Below are 18,950 nucleotides of genomic sequence, written 5' to 3'. Positions count from 1 at the left end.
CGTTAAAATTAACGTGTTTCATATAATTCCCGAATTTTTGACTAATAAAACGACAATGAGAATTGGAATCCTGACTTCTGGAGGAGACTGTCCCGGTATAAATGCTACGATTCGTGGCGTTTGCAAAACAGCGATTAATTATTATGGAATGGAAGTAATAGGTATTCATAGTGGTTTCCAAGGGCTCCTAACAAAAGATGTGGAGTCTTTTACAGATAAGTCGTTGTCCGGACTGCTCAATCTCGGCGGAACAATGCTGGGCACTTCCCGTGAAAAGCCTTTTAAGAAAGGGGGAGTCGTTTCGGATGTTGATAAACCCGGACTTATTTTACATAATATTCAGGAGATGGGCTTGGACTGCGTTGTTTGTATCGGAGGAAATGGAACTCAGAAAACAGCTGCTAAATTTGCCGCTCTGGGCGTAAATATCGTATCTGTGCCCAAAACAATAGACAACGATATTTGGGGAACGGATATTTCTTTTGGATTCGATTCGGCAGTAAGCATTGCTACCGATGCAATCGACCGTCTGCATTCTACCGCAAGTTCGCATAAAAGAGTGATGGTAATCGAGGTGATGGGGCATAAAGCCGGATGGATTGCTTTATATTCGGGCATGGCAGGTGGCGGTGATGTGATCCTTGTTCCTGAAATTCCTTATAATATTAAAGCCATCGGAAACACCATTCTGGAAAGATTGAAAAAAGGAAAGCCTTATTCTATTGTTGTGGTGGCGGAAGGTATTCGGACGGACGGACGCAAACGTGCTGCTGAGTTTATCGCTCAGGAAATAGAATATGAGACAGGTATCGAAACTCGTGAAACTGTACTTGGATATATCCAGCGGGGTGGTTCGCCTACTCCTTTTGACCGTAACCTTTCTACCCGGATGGGAGGTCATGCTACGGAGCTTATTGCTAACGGGCAATTTGGGCGTATGGTGTCTTTACAGGGGAATGATATTTCGTCCATCCCTCTTGAGGAAGTGGCGGGTAAACTGAAATTAGTTACTGAGGATCACGATCTGGTGATTCAGGGGCGTCGTATGGGGATTTGCTTTGGATAGGCTCTTCCAAAGCTTCTGCTGTCGTTTCGGCAGAGGAAACTACTTCGGTAGTAACTTCATTGGCATCCAATGGGGGGTCGTTCTCTTCCGGTAGCTTATCTTCTAACTCAGTAGATTCTGTTTCCGGTATCACTTCTACTTGTGCCGACATAATACGTTGTGTTTTAGCTTCATTGACGGACACTAAGAATGCTGTGTTTTTTACCTTTTTAACAGCCATTTGTGCAGCATTCTGCTGAGATTCTTTTTTCGAATATCCTGTTCCTGTTCCTGCAGGAAGTCCTTCAATGCGTATCTCAGTCTGGAAAACAGGGTTGCAGTCGTGATCGAGGAACTGTTCTATCAACTCAAACGAAACCTCCATTTTGTTTTTCTGGCTCCATTCGATGAGCTTCGATTTGAAATTTACTTCTTTGCGTGAGATACTATCCAGATCAATGTATCGGTTGATAATCCGTTGTTCCATAAACTGTTTGCAACGTTCATATCCCTGATCCAAGTAAATGGCACCGATAAATGCTTCAAAAGCATTACCGTACATATAACTGTTGTGTGAAGAAGAGCGGGTAGAATATTTGATAAGTTTATCCAGGCCGATTTCTACGGCAAGTTTGTTCAAAGTCTCCCGTTGTACGATTTTAGAACGTGTATTTGTGAGAAATCCTTCTCTTTTTCCTTCGAAACGTTTATAGACAATATCTCCCACGATGGCGTCGAGGATGGCGTCACCTAAAAACTCCAATCGTTCGTTATTCAAAGGTCGCCCTTTTTCCGAACGGAGAGAAGTTGACTTGTGCAAGAGTGCTTGTTCGTAGATATGGATATTACGTGGATAAAATCCAAGTATCCGGTAAAAACAAAAATAAGACTCTCTATTCTTACGAAACAAGAGTCTTATCTTATCTATTTTGTTACGTAACACGATTTACTCTGCGTATTTCTTGAAGATAACACATGCATTGTGACCGCCGAATCCGAATGTATTGGACAAGGCAACATTAACTTCGCGCTTCTGAGCTTTGTTGAACGTGAAATTAAGGTCATAATCGATGTTTTCGTCGTTGTCACCTTCTTCGTGGTTGATAGTCGGAGGAACGATACCGTTCTTGATAGCAAGGATGCTTGCAATAGATTCTACCGCACCGGCAGCACCCAGCAAGTGACCTGTCATAGACTTCGTAGAACTGATGTTCAGTTCATAGGCATGATCACCGAACACTTCTTTAATAGCTTTTGCTTCAGAAATATCACCCACCGGAGTAGATGTTCCATGTACATTAATGTAGTCTACTTCTTTTGGGTCCATTTCTGCATCTTCCAACGCATTTCTCATTACTAGTTTGGCACCCAGACCTTCAGGATGAGAAGCTGTCAGGTGATGAGCATCAGCAGACATACCTACACCGGCAATTTCTGCATAGATCTTTGCACCACGAGCTTTAGCGTGTTCCAGTTCTTCCAGGATCAAGCAACCACCACCTTCGCCCATTACGAAACCATCGCGGCTTGCACTGAACGGACGTGAAGCTTTCGTTGCATCGTCATTACGAGTTGATAGAGCGTGCATAGCGTTGAAACCACCTACACCGGCAGGGAAGATAGCCGCTTCGGAACCACCGGATACAATTACGTTTGCTTTTCCCAGACGAATCAGGTTGAAAGCATCGGCAATGGCATTGGTAGAAGTTGCACATGCTGAACAAGTCGCATAATTAGGACCATGGAAGCCATACATGATAGAAATTTGTCCGGCTGCAATATCCGAGATCATCTTAGGGATGAAGAACGGATTGAATTTCGGACCCATTTCCTGACGAGTGTAGTAGTTGCCTACTTCTTCTTCAAATGTATGTATACCACCGATACCGGCGCCAAAAATAACACCGATTCTGTTTAGGTCTTCTTTTTCTGTGTCAAGACCGGAATCTTCAACAGCTTCTTTGGCAACAGCAATGGCATACTGCGTATACAGGTCCATCTTTCTTGCCTCTTTGCGGTCGATATATTTCGTCACCTCGAAGTTTTTTACTTCGCATGCAAATTGAGTCTTGAACAGCGACGCATCAAAATGAGTAATAGGTCCTGCTCCACTAACCCCGTTCACAAGGTTTTCCCAGAACTCGGAAACGTTATTGCCAACGGGAGTAATGGCGCCAAGACCTGTTACTACCACTCTTTTTAATTCCATATTGATGAAATCGGATGATTACTTAGCGTGTTCTTCGATATAAGATACAGCATCACCTACAGTACCAATTTTTTCAGCTTGGTCATCAGGAATAGAGATACCGAATTCTTTTTCGAATTCCATGATAAGTTCTACAGTGTCAAGAGAATCTGCTCCCAGATCGTTAGTAAAGCTTGCTTCGTTAGTAACTTCGGACTCTTCTACGCCTAATTTATCAACGATAATCCCTTTTACTCTTGATGCAATTTCAGACATAACTTTAAGTTTTTAATTAATAATTAGTTTTATTTCTTTAAATTTGCGGTGCAAAGGAATGAATATTTATCGTTTTGCGCAAATATTTGATTAAATAAATGCAGGGTTTTGCACATTTTTCACTGTTTTGTGCATAGAAATCGTGAGTTATGAGGAAAAATATCGCTATTTTCGCTTCCGGTTCCGGCACAAATGCTGAGAATATAATCCGGTATTTCCAAAAAAATGATTCCATTCGGGTATCACTTGTACTTTCCAATAAAAGTGATGCTTATGTTTTGGAGCGTGCATATCGTTTAGGAGTATCTTGTAGTGTGTTTACCAAGGAAGATTGGATAGCCGGAGATGAGATTCTGGCTGTATTGCAAGAAGCGCATATTGATTTTATAGTGCTCGCCGGTTTCCTTGTTCGCGTGCCTGACTTGCTTTTGCATGCTTATCCCAATAAAATTATAAATATACATCCTGCTCTTCTGCCTAAGTTTGGCGGAAAGGGAATGTATGGTGATCGTGTTCATGAAGCAGTGGTAGCAGCGGCTGAAAAGGAAACTGGTATTACTATACATTATATTAATGAACATTATGATGAGGGGAGTATTATTTTTCAAGCTACTTGTCCTGTGCTGCCGGATGACTCTCCCGAAAGTGTGGCAAAGAAAGTGCACGTATTGGAATATGAGCATTTTCCTCTTGTGATAGAAGATTTAGTGTTGAAGTCGGTGACTGCTTTGGAATAATATTAATTAAAGGAAGAAACTGTGGCGTTTGATCCTTCATTGGATGGAATTTTTTCCTTTTAAATCAAAAGAATATTCTTTGATGTGGAATATTTCGGTGTTTGATATTGAATGAGGCTGTCTAAGCGTTAATGAGAATCTTATAAGCTTTTTCTTCTCTTCTTAAAGGATAATCACCTCGCAAAGTCTCAAATTGTTCCGGTTGCTTTTTTAATCGTTGGCTGTCTTCAATCGGATTATAGATTTGAAGTAAGGCGTCCTCATGAGTCTTTGCGTATATGTTCGGAGTAATAGGTGTCGGCGGAGTGATCTCATAATCGGCTTCGATGTGGAAGAACCTGCATATTGAATCTAGGGACATCTTTGTCGCATTTGCTTTTCCATCGGCCGAATAGCCTGCAATATGTGGGGTACCTATTAATACTTTATCTAATAATTCCCGGTTAATTTCCGGTTCATGTTCCCATACGTCAATGACTGCATCCGAAATAGAATGATCTTTCAGTGCTTTCAATAGCGCACTCGTCTCTATAACTTCCCCACGGGACGTATTTATGATAACAGGTTTCCGTTTCAGCAAACGAAAAAATGAATCATCAGCCAAATGAAATGTTTTATACTTACCTTCTTTATATAAAGGTACATGGAAAGTGATAATATCAGATTCCTCAGCGATTTTTTGTAGAGAAGTAAAAGAGGTGCTTTCTTCTTTTTCGTCCCTTGGCAGATCATTGAGCAGGACCCGCATACCGAAATCTTGTGCTACTTTGGCTACTTTATTTCCTACATTTCCTACTCCTACGATCCCGATAGTCAGGTCGCTTAGCCTTTTATGCTGGTAAGATTGTACGATCAGGAGAGCCGATTGTATATATTGTGCTACTGAAGCAGAATTACATCCCGGTGCATTGGTCCATTCAATACCCGCCTGTTTACAAAATGTGGTATCGATATGGTCGAATCCAATTGTTGCTGTTGCGATAAATTTAACCTGACTACCTTCTAGCAACTCTCGGTTGCAATGCGTGCGGGTACGAATGATAAGAGCATCAGCGTCTCTTACAAGCTCCGGAGTGAAGTCTTTTCCCGGTATGTAAATCACTTTGTCTGCAATTTTCTCAACAGCTTCTTTTATATAAGGAATCTTGTTGTCTACAATAATTTTCATATACAATTTCGCTTTTAGTTAAGCAAAGGTAGGAAATAAAAAAGTAAAAAACGGTTGCTCGTCTGAAAAATATTACATAGCTTTGCCCTATTATATACCTATTAGTATCTTAAGATTATGACATTTAGTAACCTTTGCAATGATATTTTCTGGAAATCGACTAACGATTATCATGTAACAGATAGTGTGGATGCTCCGATGAACAATCCTTACGAATTGAAGTCTATCGAATATTATCTATATTTGAAGAACTGGATTGATGCGGTGCAATGGCATTTTGAAGATATTATTCGTGATCCTCAAATTGATCCGGTAGAAGCTTTGGCACTGAAACGGAGGATTGATAAATCTAATCAGGATCGTACCGATTTGGTAGAGTTGATAGATAGCTATTTCTTGGACAAATATAAAGGTGTAACACCACTGGAGAATGCCACAATCAACACAGAAAGTCCTGCGTGGGCAATCGACCGTCTCTCTATTCTTGCATTGAAAATTTATCACATGCAACAGGAAGTGGAGCGTACTGACACTACGGAAGAGCATCGTGCTCAATGTCGTACTAAATTAAATATTCTTCTTGAACAGAAGAAAGATCTTTCTTCTGCTATCGACCAGTTGCTGGGAGATATTGAGGGAGGAAGAAAATATATGAAAGTATATAAACAGATGAAGATGTATAACGACCCGGCATTGAACCCGGTGCTTTATGCTAAGAAATAACGAATGGCGCATATTCTGATTATCCGTTTTTCTGCTCTTGGTGATGTTGCAATGACCATTCCGGTGATTCATTCGTTAGCCACACAGTACCCACAACACAAAATAACTGTGTTGAGTCGTGCGGTATGGCAACCTCTTTTTGAAGGATTACCGTCGAATGTCAGTTTTGTTGGTGCCGATTTGACCGGTAAACATAAAGGAATATGGGGATTAAATTCGCTTTATTCTCAATTGAAAAGGTTACATATTGATTATGTGGCGGATTTTCATCATGTATTACGTTCCAAGTATTTGTGTTTAAGATTTCGGTTGGCTAATATTCCTGTTGCTTCTATTAGGAAGGGGAGGACAGGAAAGAAAAAATTAGTTCGCCGTCATCATAAAGTTTTGGAGAATCAAAAGAGTTCTTTCCGTCGGTATGCTGATGTATTGGAAGAATTAGGCTTTCCGGTATTGTTGAATTTCTCTTCTATCTATGGAGAGGGAAAGGGCGATTTCTCGGAAATTGAACCGGTTACAGGACCAAAAGGAAATCAGAAATGGATTGGAATTGCTCCTTTTGCCAAACATCGTGGAAAGATCTATCCGATTGAGTTGCAGGAACAGGTTGTAGCCTACTTTGCAGCCAATCCGGATGTTCAGGTTTTCTTGTTTGGAGGTGGTAGAAGTGAACAGGAAATTTTTGATTCATGGACGGCCAAATATCCTTCTGTAGTTTCTATGATCGGTAAACTGAATATGCGTACGGAATTGAATCTGATGAGTCATCTGGACGTAATGCTTTCAATGGATTCGGCTAATATGCATTTGGCTTCGTTGGTAAACATCCCAGTTGTTTCTGTCTGGGGAGCTACTCATCCGTATGCCGGATTTATGGGTTGGAAACAGCTTCCTGTCAATACGGTGCAGCTTGATTTGTCTTGTCGCCCTTGTTCTGTATATGGTCAGAAACCATGCTGGCGAGGTGATTATGCTTGTCTGAGGGAGATAAAACCGGAACAAGTGATTGCTAAGATTGAAGGAATCATTCACTAGAAAAAATACCCCCAATATATTGGATGAGATGAAGAATAAACTTTTATATAAATTGCGTAGTGGAAAGAATCCCAAAATCATTTATTATTCGGTAAATGCTTGGAGACTTGTGATGCCAAAACTTCTGTTTCGGATGCGTTTGTATAGGAGACTCGCTTCTTTATCCTGTAGGGAAGACAAAGAATATATCGAGAAACGTGTAGATTATTATAATAAACTGTCAGGTATTGTTCAATTACCTTTATCTGCCCCTCATCTTGCAGAGCATAAAATGGGTGGTCAGAAAGTTTATTTCTTCGATACCTATCAATACACCCGTTGGTTTCCGGATTCGTATCGATGGGGCTTTTGTCCGGGAGATGTAACTCACGTTCCTGAATATCCTTCTATTGTGAAGAGTCGTCCATTGACCGAGAACAATGAGAATTCAGTTGTGATGAAGTTAGATAAAGTCCGTCATTTTATATTTGTAAATGATAAGAAACCATTTACAGCTAAGAAAGATAAACTTATTTTTCGTGGAAAAGTGAAAGGCAAAGCATCACGTAGAGCCTTTATGGAGATGTATTTCCATCATCCAATGTGCGATTTGGGAGATGTAAGTAAGAATACGACGGATCCTCAAGAATGGCAAACTGAGAAAAAAACGATCAGAGAACATTTGGACTATAAATTCATCTTAGCGCTTGAAGGAAATGATGTAGCCAGTAACCTGAAATGGATCATGTCTTCTAATTCGATTGCTGTTATGCCACGTCCCACTTGTGAGACATGGTTTATGGAAGGTACGTTGATTCCGGATTACCATTATATTGAAATAAAACCGGATTTCTCGGATTTAGAATTACGTTTATGTTATTATATTGAACATATTGATGAAGCACAACAAATAATAAAGCATGCTAACGAATATGTTTCACAATTTAAGGATAAAAGTCGAGAAGATTTGATATCTTTGTTGGTGCTAAATAAATATTTTAAGGCAACAGGACAAAAGCTTGCAAGGTGAAAGGAAGATTGAAAAAAACAATATATTTGAGTTAAATGAGAAATATGAGAACAACTATTAATCCGAAATACGAATACCTTCAGGAACAAATCGAACATATTCCCGAGCTTTTTGAGAAAAGAGGCGAGGTGATATATGAAGCTCGTAATGTCTTGAGGAGAGCATTTATCGGTGATGTAGAAGTAGTTGTTAAGAGCTTTATGCGGCCTCATATCATCAATCGTGTTGCTTATTCTTTTTTTCGTAAGTCAAAAGCGGTTCGTTCTTATATTTATTCTACAGAAATTATAAATCATGGGTTTTGTAGTCCTGAACCGGTTGCTGTGATTGAACAGTACCACTTGGGACTTCTGACTAATAGTTATTATATTTGTCGGTATGATGATGGCGAGACAGTACGTAGTTTGATGAGTGGTACTGTTGCCGGTAATGAAGAAAAGTTAAAGGCTTTCGCCCGTTATACTGTCGATTTGCATCGCGCCGGGATTCTTCATTTAGATTATTCTCCCGGCAACATTTTGATACATTCATCTGAAGAGGGTTATTCCTTTTCATTAGTCGATGTGAATAGAATGTGCCTGGTGTCACAGGTAGATTGTGAAACTGTTGCTGAGAATTTGCGTCGTCTATGTAACTCCCGTGAAGTATTGAACTATATTGTAGGTGAATATGCTTCTATTCTTGGTTGGGATGTGAAGAAAATGCAAGAACGTGCCACTTGGTACAGTGACCGATTCTTTGCCGATTTTACATTCCGTCGTGCTGTAAAGAAGATTCATGGGCGACATATTCCGAGTATAATTTTATATTTTAAGACTTTCCGTAGATTGCGTAAATTATTAGGAGAGTCATCTCCTTTATCTCGTTGGTTATATAAAAAAGAGAAGCAAATGTATCACACTTACTTCTCTCAATATGACTATCGTCATGTCTTTTCTCCCGAATATGCTGATTGATACGGGTTATTATCTTAGAAAATAAAGCAGTTGTTTATAAGTTAATTTAAACTTCCAAGAAGCCCATATACAGAATTCTTTTTTGGAAGAAATAGATGAATGAAACTTTCCCGTAAAACTTCCTTGAGATGCAATAGTAGGCTGACACCAGTAATATGGGAAATTATCCTCCTTAATCAATAAGGAATGTAACAAATCAATAGGTCTTTCGCATTTATGCTTTGCTACATAATTCATTATCTGTTCTGCTGCACCACGACTGATATAGTATGCTCCAGTCATTCTATCTTTATCTCCTTTGTACAAATATTGTCCTTTGACTCTCTGGCTTCTGGGTATAAATCTTAGTCTGCTGTTCTCGAAAGAAATAAAAATATCTTTGATTGGCATATTTTCGAATTCTCTCATGCATTGATTGAATATTGTAGTGAATTTCTTATCTAAGATACAGTCGTCTTCCAATATTAAAGCTCCTTTCAGGTTGTTCTTTAGAATATATTCGTATGCAAGAAAGTGTTTATAGCAACATGAAGTCTTGGCTGTACCCCCATACATGTTTTCTTTTCCTTCATTCTTAAAGTATTTCTGCAGAACTTCCGGTGTAATATCTTTGATATCCCCATCCAAAATATACTCAAAGGGAATATGCAATTCACCCAACATCTTTTCAATGTGTTTGGCTCTTTCTTCATAACCTTGTTTTACGTGTAAAACAAGAACTTTTTCGGTAATAACGGAAGGTTGATTTGTCATAGCTTACACGTTTTTTCGTAAATGTTCATAATTAATTTCGCTTGTTCTTGGTCAGAAAATCGTTTCACAAATTGCTTTCCATTTTCCACCATTTTCTGCCTGAGGCTGTTATCATTTAATATTCTATTAAATGCAACTCCAATTTCTTCTACACTATTCGGATTTATATAGAGAGAATCCGGTCCTCCTGCTTCTTCCAGACAAGATCCTTTAGCTGCTACTACCGGTGTACCGGAATGTAATGCTTCTATAATTGGTATCCCAAAACCTTCAAAATAAGAAGGATAAGTGAATATTTCAGCACATTGATAGAAAACTGGCAGATCGCTGAATGGTATATTACTAAAGATATGTACTCTTTTCGTTAAATGATGATCATTCACAAACTGTTCTATCTTTTTTGTATATGGAGTACGCTTCCCTACAATTACGAGATGAATGTCTTTAGATAATTGCAGTAATGCTTGTACTGCTAATAAAGAGTTCTTACGATCTTCAATACTTCCTACATTTAGTATGAATCGTGCCGGCAATTGGTATTTATTACGTATCTCTTTTTTGATTTCTTCGCAGACTGTTTGTTCAAATATAGGATCGCAACCTTGGTATACTACTTCTATTTTAGAAGCAGGTATTTGAAAATAGTCTATAATGTCCCTTTTGGTACATTCGCTGATTGCGATAATACGGTCGGCGTTTTCGCAAGCTTTGCGAAATTTGTAGGTATATATCTTTCTGTCTATAAAATGATAATACTGAGGAAATCTTAGAAAAATTAAATCATGTATAGTAACAATGCTTTTTATAGGGCTTTTATGAATATTCAAAGGAAGTTCATTGCTGAGTCCATGAAATAAATTAATCTCTTCTTCTTCCAATTGTCTTGTTATTCCTTTGATACGCCAGATAGAACTTAGTTTCTTCCAGAAGGTTCCTTTGGGGTAAATGATGCTTAGCTGGCGGAATTGTTCGGTCAGTTTTTCTAGTCTTTTATTATCCCGCTTTTTCGGTGCATATAAAAGATAACTGTTTTCCGGATAGAAACGACAAAGAATTTCCGCAATATAGCGGCTGTAATTACCTAATCCGGTATAATTTTGTACTGCACGTTTTCCGTCAAAGCCAATTTTCATCTTATTTGTTGTCTCTTAGTATTGTCACTTAACTTATATATTTAGACATGAAATTCACGATAAGGTTTATTCAAGTCCAAATAATGAAAATTATGTTGTCTTTGTCCACTTTGTTTGGGAATAGTCATATAATCCCCGTATTTTTGTGTCAGATAGGTGTCATATTCTTGTACTCCCCATACTTCTTCTTCCTCGAAAGATATGGGAGTAGGATCCCCCAGAATCTCTTTGGACATGATACCTTTCATGCCATCGTCATAATCACAGACTAGAGCACTTTGGTCGAAGTCATATCGGGTCATTACTTTTTTTATAGATTCCTGCAGACCTGTTGGGGTAAACAGTTTTCTACACAATAAAGGTACCCATGAACTTGGTCCTTTGCCATGCTTGTATGGATCACGATGGATGAGGTATAATGCACGTTTATAGAATTCGTATTTTGCAAAATGTATTCTTTGTTGGAAATGACTTTCTGGTACTCCATCCAAAGGAAAAACATCCAGATAGATACCTCCCAGATATTTAAGGTGCATCCGTTCTATCAAAGTAGTATTGGCATCTTGAATCTTAGCAAAAGGCAACGGATATTCTTTATCATTTTCTGCGCACACTGCTTCGTATGGTTCAGGTAACCATTTATGGGAATTTGCCATTAACAGATCATAATCAGCCCGAGGCATCCCGATGTCCAAGTCATCGTCCCATGGGATAAATCCCTTGTGGCGAACGGCTCCCAACATAGTTCCTGCCATGATATAATAGCGCAAATGGTGTTCTTTACATACCTTGTCGATAGCAAGTAATATCTTTAAGATACGGAGTTGTAAAGGACGTATGTCATAAGTTGCCATGAGAGTCTTTCATTTTTAAGTTAGTATAGTTCGGCAGGAATTGATTTCTTTGCTTGTTCGAAATCTTCTATTGTGTCCAATTCTGCCGAGAAGAACTGGGTGGTATCCAATACATAAAAACAGTATCCTTGTGGGATCAGTCTTTCAAAAGCACGTTCATAGAAAATATTATCCAATCCCTCTTTTTCAATCATAACTTCAAGTTCACGGAATAAAGCTTCGGTGTATAATGCCGATATCTTTTCTATACCAATAGATTCGCCTATTGCATCTGTAATGGAACATACTTTGCTTATCTCTTTCACCTTTTGCTCGCTATCTACAATCACTTTTATTTCTTCTGCACTTAACTCGTGACAGTTGAGTGCTAAAATATCTTCTTTATCAGATTTAAGCAAGTTGGTAACAATCTGTGAATCGAAAATAATATCGCTGTCTAGTAAAAGGATATTCTCTTTATCCACATAAGGTCGGGTGAGCCACAACGAATAAATATTATTCGTTGATGCATATTGCTCATTGTAGATAAAGGTTATTTTTTGTTGCGGATAGTGCGTCTCTAGGAAATTTACAATTTGTTGCTGTCTATATCCGGTGACGACAACGAATTCATTAAAACCATTTTGAATCAATGCATCAAATGCCCGTTCCAATAAGCATCTTTCTCCTATCTTTAGAAGGCATTTAGGGGTTGTATCAGTCAGTGGACGTAAGCGTGAAGCTATCCCTGCGGCTAGTATAACAGCTTTCATTTAGAGGCAATTTTTTTAATTGTATCAATAACTATCCGGTTTTGTTCCGGGCGACCAAATGTGATTCTCAGATGTGTATTAATATCCGGTTCATTCATGAATTTCACTTTATAGCTCTGTTCGCTGAACGCTGCTTGTAGAGCCTCTTTTAGTTCTATAGGATATTTGATTAGGATGAAATTGGCGACAGACTTATACACTTTAAATCCTGGAAGTACACCAATTTCATTTTCATATTTGGTGCGATCTTCATTCATTAATTTGGCAATATTCCGGTAATGTGCATCAGATTTTAATGCGGCAATGGCTATGTCTTCCGATATCCGATTGTATCCCAAATATTTATTACTGTATTTGCTAAACCGGCTTAGTTCCTTGCTCATGAATCCGAATCCCATCCTCAGTCCCGGCAATCCATAGAATTTGGATAAAGTTCTTGAAATAATCATGTTAGGATATTTGTCGATTAAAGTCTTTATATAGGAGGTATCGGTTGAGACAAATGAAGCATATGCTTCATCAATCAGGACTGTAGTAGTAGAGGGTACGTGTGCCAATAATTCATCCAGTTCATCGGGAGTAAGCCCATTGCCTGTCGGATTGTTGGGAGAAGCCAAAAGTAATATCTTTGGATGTTCCTTTTGTATCATCTCTTTTAATGTTGCGAAATCATATTTAAATGTATTCCCTTCCTCGTAAAGCGGATATTGTAGCGTACGTCCATTCACTTCGTCGGCGATAGATTTATAATACCACCAAGAAAACTTAGGGATGAGCATTGTCTTATTGCCAACTTCTTCTGTGAGAAAATAATGGACTGCTTGTTTTAATATATCTTCTCCTCCATATCCTAACAAAACTTGTGTTTCATCAATATCATATAGTTCTGACAGGTAAACTGAAAGTATACTTTTTTTCCCTTCATCATAAATCCGGGTATAAAAACATAACTTATTTATATCGAAATTTTTTAATGCTTCTACTACTTCTTTTGATGGTTCGTAATTAAATTCATTCCGATCTAGAAAATTCAAATCCTTTTTCATATTTAGTTTTGTATGATTCCTTTGTCACACCAAGTTGATTTCTTGGCTTTTGTCTCATTCATAATATTACGGTTATTATTGAGATTGTCCGTCCCGTGTAATTCGTGATGGAGGTGGAACACGATTCCTGCAAATTTGATTGTACGTTTGCGTACTCCACTGTTGATGAGCCGACATACCAGTTCGTGGTCTTCACTTCCCCAGCCGGTAATCTCTTCATTATATCCGTTAATTCTCAGCAAGTCTTCTCTCCAAAAAGCCATATTACATCCTCTGGAGTAAGAGATGTCCGATTGCCTGTAGCGTTGCAACAGAGAGCTTAGCCAAGGTAGATGTATTCCGTTGATTGTATTCTTCGTGCCTTTGTCATGGATTGAAATAATATAGTTTTTCTCAGCTAACATTTTTTTGTCAGAGCCTCCTTGATAAGTACTCGACTGCCGGTCACGAAACTACCTTTTTGTGCAAAACGGATGTGGTCTTTCACAAAATCTTTGTGTAAAACAATGTCTCCGTCTATTTGTATGATATACTCTTTGGATGCTTTCGCTATCGCTCTATTGCGGATGGATGCTAATCTGAATCCTAAATCTTCATGCCAGACATGAATGATAGGAACTACGGAAGAAACAGCCAATTGATGAATTAGTTTTCTTGTGTCTTCCTTTGAACCATCATCGGCAATGATAATTTCATCAGGAAGAAAAGATTGACGTAGCACGCTCTTAACGCATAACTCTAATGCGTCGCTTCTATTATAAGTTGATATAATTAGCGATGTCGTTATATTGCTCACCGTCGGTTTATTCATAAATTAATTACTAAGTTAGTTAAATAGCTAAGGGGGTTATCTTAAAATCCTACAAATGTAGGTATTTTATTTGGTTGTAACAAGTGTAAAAGGCTTTTTTGCTAAATAATAGGGAGTTAGCATTCTTTCTAAAAATAATATCTTTATCTTTGTCTATAATTTTATAATAATACAAACTAATCATACGTTTTGTAATGGAAAATCGTCAAGTGGAGGTTAGCGTGATCATTCCTAATTATAATTATGCTCGTTTTTTGCGGCAACGCATTGAGTCGGTACTATCTCAGACATATACAAATTTTGAGATCATATTATTAGATGATGCGTCGACGGATGATAGTGTTTCCATCTTAAATGATTATAGGGATAATAAGCATATAAGCCATATCGAGATAAATGCCCAAAATACTGGAAGCCCCTTTATTCAATGGGAAAAAGGAATTCGGCTGGCTCGTGGTAAATATATCTGGATAGCTGAAAGTGATGATGCTGCCGAACCCATATTCTTGGAAAAGGCCGTTGCGGCATTAAATCAATATCCTGAAGCTTCTTTTTGCTTTATAGGTGCGCATTGTATAAACGAATTCGGAAATCTTATCTGTAAAGATTTTGATAGATGGACTTCCAAGCAGTTGCGTCATTCTTCGGGGATGGCAGTATTTGAGGGAGCGGATTATATTGAGCATAATCTTTATTGGCGCAATTATATTTATAATGCAAGTGGAGCTGTTTTCCAGAAATCATGTTTTGAACAGATAAAAGGAAGTCCTTGTTTTACTATGCGCTATTGTGGCGATTGGCTTTTTTGGATTGAGATGGCTCGTCAAGGGATGGTCATAGAAATCTATGATAAGCTGAACTTTTTTCGTATTCATTCGAGTAGTACCATAGCGAATGCAAATGTGTTGGGACAAGGTGTGAAGGAAGCAATGCAAATAGTAAGCGTAACGGAGAAACAGCTTCCATTGATGCCAAAATGTAAGAGAAGAATAATACATGGCTCTTTTTATAAAGAAATAAAAAGAATGCGTGTTCCTGCGAATATACGTGAAGAACTGTTAGCCAGTTATCGGGAATTGTTACAAGGAAGTCGATTGGATTACTATATTGAACGGTTTTATAAATTAATGGCTCCTTGTTTGCCTGGATTGCTGACACGTACTCGCGACAGATTATGAAGGAGTGGTCTTGTTTTTAATACCTTCGTTTGTCCAAGTCGTTTTCTCTTGTATTATTTTTTGTAAGATTATGCAGTGTGATGGTTCTTGTGTGCGTGGTAACTGTTTGTGATAAATATGGTAAGCAATGGCTGAGAATTTTATAATCTTTTTGTTAATACCGTTATTCACAAGCCGCCAACTTAATTCTTCATCTTCGTGTCCCCATCCTTGTAACAGACTATTGTATCCATTTACAGCTAAAAGATCTTTTTTCCAAAAAGACATATTACATCCTTTTACTTTTTTGCCTGATTGTTCTTTACGAGTGCATAAGGAAGCGATAGGCAGAGGGAGTCGTAATGCATTCGGCAATTGTTTGGCAATGAGCTTTATTTTATGATTAAAGGATATTTTCTTTTTAGCAAGAATATCGGTACTCATGGAGGCACTTAAATTAGCACGTGTTCCTCTGATAAAGCATCCTTTTTCCGTAGCATTCAAATGATCCTCTATGAAATGCTTGTCCACTATGATATCTCCATCAATCTGAATAATATAGTCATATCTTGCCTTTTGAATGGCTTTGTTTAGAACGATTGCCTTACGGAATCCATTGTCTTCATGCCACATATGGAATACTGGAATAGAGGTCTGCGAGGCAAATTTTTGAATTACAGCTTCTGTTCTTTTATCAGAACCGTCATCGGCAATGATAATTTCAGATGGTAATATCGTTTGATGCGAGATACTATGCAAGCTAAGTTCTAGTGCTTCAGGCCAATTGTAAGTGGAAATAATAAATGATATAGCGATTCCTTTATTCATTGTTTAGATGCTGTTTGAAGTATATTCTTTCGATACAATATTCGTGATTTTTTTGGATTTGTGCAAATTCTGTATAAGGTTTTTCTTTTTTTATAATTATCCGTATTTACTAAGCGCTTGTTCAAATTTGATTTAAATAACTGATTAATAAGTTTCTGGATTGTTTCATTCAAGATATCCTGTCTGATAATACTAACGGATTTACTCTGTATTTCATTGTGCATGACTATTCTTTTTAGTATTTCACTCTAGGTTTTGGCACTACAAGAGGCCAACACTGTAATATTCCAATGTAAAGAAGATACTTGTGTAAATAAAATTGTATATTTGTTAATATTATTGGGGGGATGTCTTGAACAGTATCAAGTTTCGCTCAAGTCTTCGTCACTCTCACCAACATTTTTCCATCCAAGATGGAAATTGTCTTAAAGCAAGATGTATTTCCTCATGAATTAACTAAATTAATTGAGAATTGCATGCAGATGTCGAGAAATCCTCCTAAAGTGAAGAAAAACTGCAATTGGTACATATATCAGATTTCTGAGTACATGACAAAATATGAAATATATTTTATCGGAATTTTTAGTAAAGATTTAATAACTGGTTAGAAATCTTTTCGAGTCCATGTTTGAATATATATTTTTGCTTTTATATCATTTTTAGTATTCTTATTGGTGCTATTTAGTGGGTGCTTTTATATTTCTGGCACAGATGGTCCATGTGAATGCTATAATTTTAATAACCAATATTCTATCCGAGTCAGATGTGTATCTTCAGTTTGAACCTTATATAACGTTAAAATCATGGGTGACAATAAACCTTATACGATAAAAATATTTTTATGAAAAATATATTCAACTTATTAAATTAATCACTGTATTTGTAGTATATCTTAAAATTAGTTCTCTGAGAAAAGATTAATCTTTTAGAAAAATAGACTAATTTCTAAAGTCTTACATGAAAAAGGAATGGATAAATATATAATAATCAAATAGCTTTATATTTTATCATGTGTTTATTTGTTTTTAGAAAAATGTATTTTCTATTGAATAATTTTAATAATTTGAAGAATTATGAGAACTACGTTGTTATTCTTAAGTGTGTTATTCTTTATTTCATGTAATGATGAAGAATATGTGGAAGAGTTTGTAGAGGCCAATTTGTCTTCTGATGTGCTACGAATTTGTGCTGGTGGCGACGGACGCTATGATGTATTAGGAATGAGTTATGATGCTACAGAATCGAATTTAAGTGATGTGGCTGTGCGGCTTCCTGTGATTGATATGAACAAAGTTGACATGTTTGTTGGCTTTTGGTAGTAGTGGCAGATTCTACTATGGGGCTAATGCTGAGGAGTATATGAAGGATATTGTTGAAAAACAGGAGTGTCTTTGAGCACAGATGATACATCTGGTGTAAATCTAGAGAAGAAGAACTTTTTATTTGGTGGAACTTTATCAATGAATAGGAGTTTCACTTCGAAATTTTCTTATTCTTCAATGTATTCATTTGCTAGTCATGATCAAGTGTTTCGTATAAAATATTTTCGATTTAATTATGCTATACAGGAATTAAGGAAATTGTTGTTATATACTTTCGTGGGCGGTTTAGGCAATTATACTCCAGATCAATTTGTGGAAGTTTATGGAACTCATTTGCTTTGTGATATATCAATCGGAGAGCGATTGAATTTGATATATCGTTCTTTGATTTATACAGAAAGTTCTTCTACAATGAAACAGGTGGTTGTAAAATCGGGTTTTATGGAACATTTACTAAAATTTTGAAGTTTGGTGTATCTGCTGATAAAGATGTAACGGTAACGGAGACTAATACGAAGCAAAATGAAGATTGGACACTTTTTGTCGAGTCTTCTGGTGGACAAGCTATTTATTCTGTTTATTCTCCAAGTACTGGAACTCCTCCTATATTGATTTAGGTGCTTGGTAAAATTCGATAACAACAAGGAATTCAGCTCTCGTTGATATTGCTTGGGATAAAGCGATACCGCTTAATGAATTAATCACAGACCCAATAAAAAAAGAACAAATAAAACAAGCTACATTAAGGAATATTGAAAAAAGAAAGCAGGATGTGTTTCCTATTGCTCCTGTATTTCGAAGTGTTAATAGAATAGATCATTATTATTCTCAAGCGTATAGCCCTATTTATGGTGGTGATCATAATTGGAAATATGAAGGAGCGGCTTTTGTTATTTATAATGTACAGGTTCTAGGTACTGTTCCTTTTTATGACTATTGGAATGGGGAGGATCATTATTATGAGACAGGATATCATCCAGGAGGTATAGAGGGTGATAAATACTACGGTCAAGTATTAGGATATGTATAGGCTGAACCAGTTGCGAACTCTATTCCTTTATATCGAGCTTGGAATGGTATAGATCATCTTTATACAGTTGCATTTAGTCCTACTTATGGCGGTGGTCAATGGAAATATGAAGGAATAGCATGTTACG

At 37.4% G+C, this 18,950-nt stretch carries 21 protein-coding genes and 1 pseudogene; 11 read left to right on the top strand and 11 right to left on the bottom strand.

Translation table 11 applies throughout. The features are described from left to right. Positions 1-55: 55 nt before the first annotated feature. On the top strand, positions 56-1,066 hold the full coding sequence (locus tag EJF25_RS00480; RefSeq protein WP_125039572.1) for an ATP-dependent 6-phosphofructokinase: 1,011 nt from the start codon (positions 56-58) through the stop codon (positions 1,064-1,066). Here EJF25_RS00480 and rnc read toward each other — a convergent pair. Genes rnc through EJF25_RS00465 form a run of 3 tightly spaced genes read right to left on the bottom strand, consistent with a single transcriptional unit; the run spans position 1,008 to position 3,509 of the window. Beyond that, entirely contained in the window at positions 1,008-1,988 is a 981-nt protein-coding gene (gene rnc, locus EJF25_RS00475; RefSeq protein WP_200832843.1) for a ribonuclease III, read from the bottom strand. The genes EJF25_RS00480 and rnc overlap by 59 nt on opposite strands. A 3-nt stretch (positions 1,989-1,991) precedes the next feature. Beyond that, positions 1,992-3,254, bottom strand: a complete 1,263-nt coding sequence (gene fabF / locus EJF25_RS00470) for a beta-ketoacyl-ACP synthase II (RefSeq protein WP_025074669.1) — start codon at positions 3,252-3,254, stop codon at positions 1,992-1,994. An 18-nt stretch (positions 3,255-3,272) separates the two neighbouring features. Next, positions 3,273-3,509 (bottom strand): acyl carrier protein, encoded by a 237-nt coding sequence (locus EJF25_RS00465; protein ID WP_025074670.1) that lies wholly within the window; start codon positions 3,507-3,509, stop codon positions 3,273-3,275. 149 nt (positions 3,510-3,658) lie between these two features. Between EJF25_RS00465 and purN the strand changes: the two genes are divergently transcribed. Next, a complete protein-coding gene (gene purN / locus EJF25_RS00460) occupies positions 3,659-4,246 on the top strand; it encodes a phosphoribosylglycinamide formyltransferase (protein WP_125039570.1) in 588 nt (195 codons plus the stop codon). Positions 4,247-4,367: 121 nt separating this feature from the next. On the opposite strand, the gene pdxB is transcribed toward purN, so the two are convergent. Next, entirely contained in the window at positions 4,368-5,414 is a 1,047-nt protein-coding gene (gene pdxB, locus EJF25_RS00455; protein ID WP_125039569.1) for a 4-phosphoerythronate dehydrogenase PdxB, read from the bottom strand. A 117-nt stretch (positions 5,415-5,531) separates the two neighbouring features. Between pdxB and EJF25_RS00450 the strand changes: the two genes are divergently transcribed. The 4 genes from EJF25_RS00450 to EJF25_RS00435 are packed head-to-tail and all read left to right on the top strand — an operon-like array spanning position 5,532 to position 9,137. Next, entirely contained in the window at positions 5,532-6,137 is a 606-nt protein-coding gene (locus EJF25_RS00450; RefSeq protein ID WP_125039568.1) for a DUF4254 domain-containing protein, read from the top strand. Between the two features lie 3 nt (positions 6,138-6,140). Further along, the gene (locus EJF25_RS00445; RefSeq protein WP_125039567.1) at positions 6,141-7,172 is read left to right on the top strand and encodes a glycosyltransferase family 9 protein; all 1,032 of its coding nucleotides are present in this window, start codon (positions 6,141-6,143) and stop codon (positions 7,170-7,172) included. 28 nt (positions 7,173-7,200) lie between these two features. Then, positions 7,201-8,181, top strand: coding sequence for a glycosyl transferase family 90 (locus EJF25_RS00440; protein WP_125039566.1), 981 nt, complete (start codon positions 7,201-7,203; stop codon positions 8,179-8,181). 44 nt (positions 8,182-8,225) lie between these two features. Beyond that, entirely contained in the window at positions 8,226-9,137 is a 912-nt protein-coding gene (locus tag EJF25_RS00435; protein WP_125039565.1) for a lipopolysaccharide kinase InaA family protein, read from the top strand. Positions 9,138-9,146: 9 nt separating this feature from the next. Here the strand turns inward: EJF25_RS00435 and EJF25_RS00430 are convergent, their stop codons facing one another. From EJF25_RS00430 to EJF25_RS00405, 6 genes and pseudogenes are all read right to left on the bottom strand, one after another. After that, positions 9,147-9,890 carry a glycosyltransferase family 25 protein gene (locus EJF25_RS00430; protein WP_125039564.1) on the bottom strand — a complete coding sequence of 248 codons (744 nt, stop codon included), beginning with the start codon at positions 9,888-9,890 and terminating at the stop codon, positions 9,147-9,149. Then, positions 9,887-11,023, bottom strand: a complete 1,137-nt coding sequence (locus tag EJF25_RS00425) for a glycosyltransferase family 4 protein (protein WP_125039563.1) — start codon at positions 11,021-11,023, stop codon at positions 9,887-9,889. Before EJF25_RS00425 ends, EJF25_RS00430 begins: the two co-directional genes overlap by 4 nt. Positions 11,024-11,064: 41 nt before the next feature. Continuing rightward, on the bottom strand, positions 11,065-11,877 hold the full coding sequence (locus tag EJF25_RS00420) for a LicD family protein (RefSeq protein ID WP_125039562.1): 813 nt from the start codon (positions 11,875-11,877) through the stop codon (positions 11,065-11,067). Between the two features lie 20 nt (positions 11,878-11,897). Continuing rightward, positions 11,898-12,629, bottom strand: a complete 732-nt coding sequence (locus tag EJF25_RS00415) for a phosphocholine cytidylyltransferase family protein (protein WP_125039561.1) — start codon at positions 12,627-12,629, stop codon at positions 11,898-11,900. Further along, on the bottom strand, positions 12,626-13,675 hold the full coding sequence (locus EJF25_RS00410) for a pyridoxal phosphate-dependent aminotransferase (RefSeq protein ID WP_125039560.1): 1,050 nt from the start codon (positions 13,673-13,675) through the stop codon (positions 12,626-12,628). Before EJF25_RS00410 ends, EJF25_RS00415 begins: the two co-directional genes overlap by 4 nt. 2 nt (positions 13,676-13,677) lie before the next feature. After that, positions 13,678-14,486, bottom strand: a pseudogene (locus EJF25_RS00405) (glycosyltransferase family 2 protein). A 194-nt stretch (positions 14,487-14,680) separates the two neighbouring features. On the opposite strand from EJF25_RS00405, the gene EJF25_RS00400 reads away from it, so the two are divergent. Continuing rightward, a complete protein-coding gene (locus EJF25_RS00400) occupies positions 14,681-15,664 on the top strand; it encodes a glycosyltransferase (protein ID WP_125039559.1) in 984 nt (327 codons plus the stop codon). Here EJF25_RS00400 and EJF25_RS00395 read toward each other — a convergent pair. Next, the gene (locus EJF25_RS00395) at positions 15,659-16,471 is read right to left on the bottom strand and encodes a glycosyltransferase family 2 protein (RefSeq protein WP_125039558.1); all 813 of its coding nucleotides are present in this window, start codon (positions 16,469-16,471) and stop codon (positions 15,659-15,661) included. The two genes, EJF25_RS00400 and EJF25_RS00395, sit on opposite strands and share 6 nt — an antisense overlap. A 1,073-nt stretch (positions 16,472-17,544) precedes the next feature. Here EJF25_RS00395 and EJF25_RS00390 point away from each other — a divergent pair. The 4 genes from EJF25_RS00390 to EJF25_RS00380 all read left to right on the top strand — a co-directional run bounded on the left by EJF25_RS00390 (position 17,545) and on the right by EJF25_RS00380 (position 18,823). After that, positions 17,545-17,790 carry a hypothetical protein gene (locus EJF25_RS00390; RefSeq protein ID WP_125039557.1) on the top strand — a complete coding sequence of 82 codons (246 nt, stop codon included), beginning with the start codon at positions 17,545-17,547 and terminating at the stop codon, positions 17,788-17,790. A 72-nt stretch (positions 17,791-17,862) separates the two neighbouring features. Continuing rightward, entirely contained in the window at positions 17,863-18,258 is a 396-nt protein-coding gene (locus tag EJF25_RS24760) for a hypothetical protein (RefSeq protein WP_125039556.1), read from the top strand. Then, entirely contained in the window at positions 18,255-18,410 is a 156-nt protein-coding gene (locus EJF25_RS24755; protein ID WP_160119350.1) for a hypothetical protein, read from the top strand. The genes EJF25_RS24760 and EJF25_RS24755 overlap by 4 nt, the downstream gene beginning before the upstream one ends. 155 nt (positions 18,411-18,565) lie before the next feature. Then, positions 18,566-18,823 carry a hypothetical protein gene (locus tag EJF25_RS00380; RefSeq protein WP_125039555.1) on the top strand — a complete coding sequence of 86 codons (258 nt, stop codon included), beginning with the start codon at positions 18,566-18,568 and terminating at the stop codon, positions 18,821-18,823. Positions 18,824-18,950: the final 127 nt, after the last annotated feature.

The sequence above is a fragment of the Bacteroides faecalis genome (genome assembly GCF_003865075.1).
In the GTDB taxonomy this organism is placed as follows: Bacteria; Bacteroidota; Bacteroidia; order Bacteroidales; family Bacteroidaceae; genus Bacteroides; species Bacteroides faecalis.
Note: the sequence above shows the minus strand (reverse complement) of the source record. Positions and strands in the feature narration are given on the sequence as shown.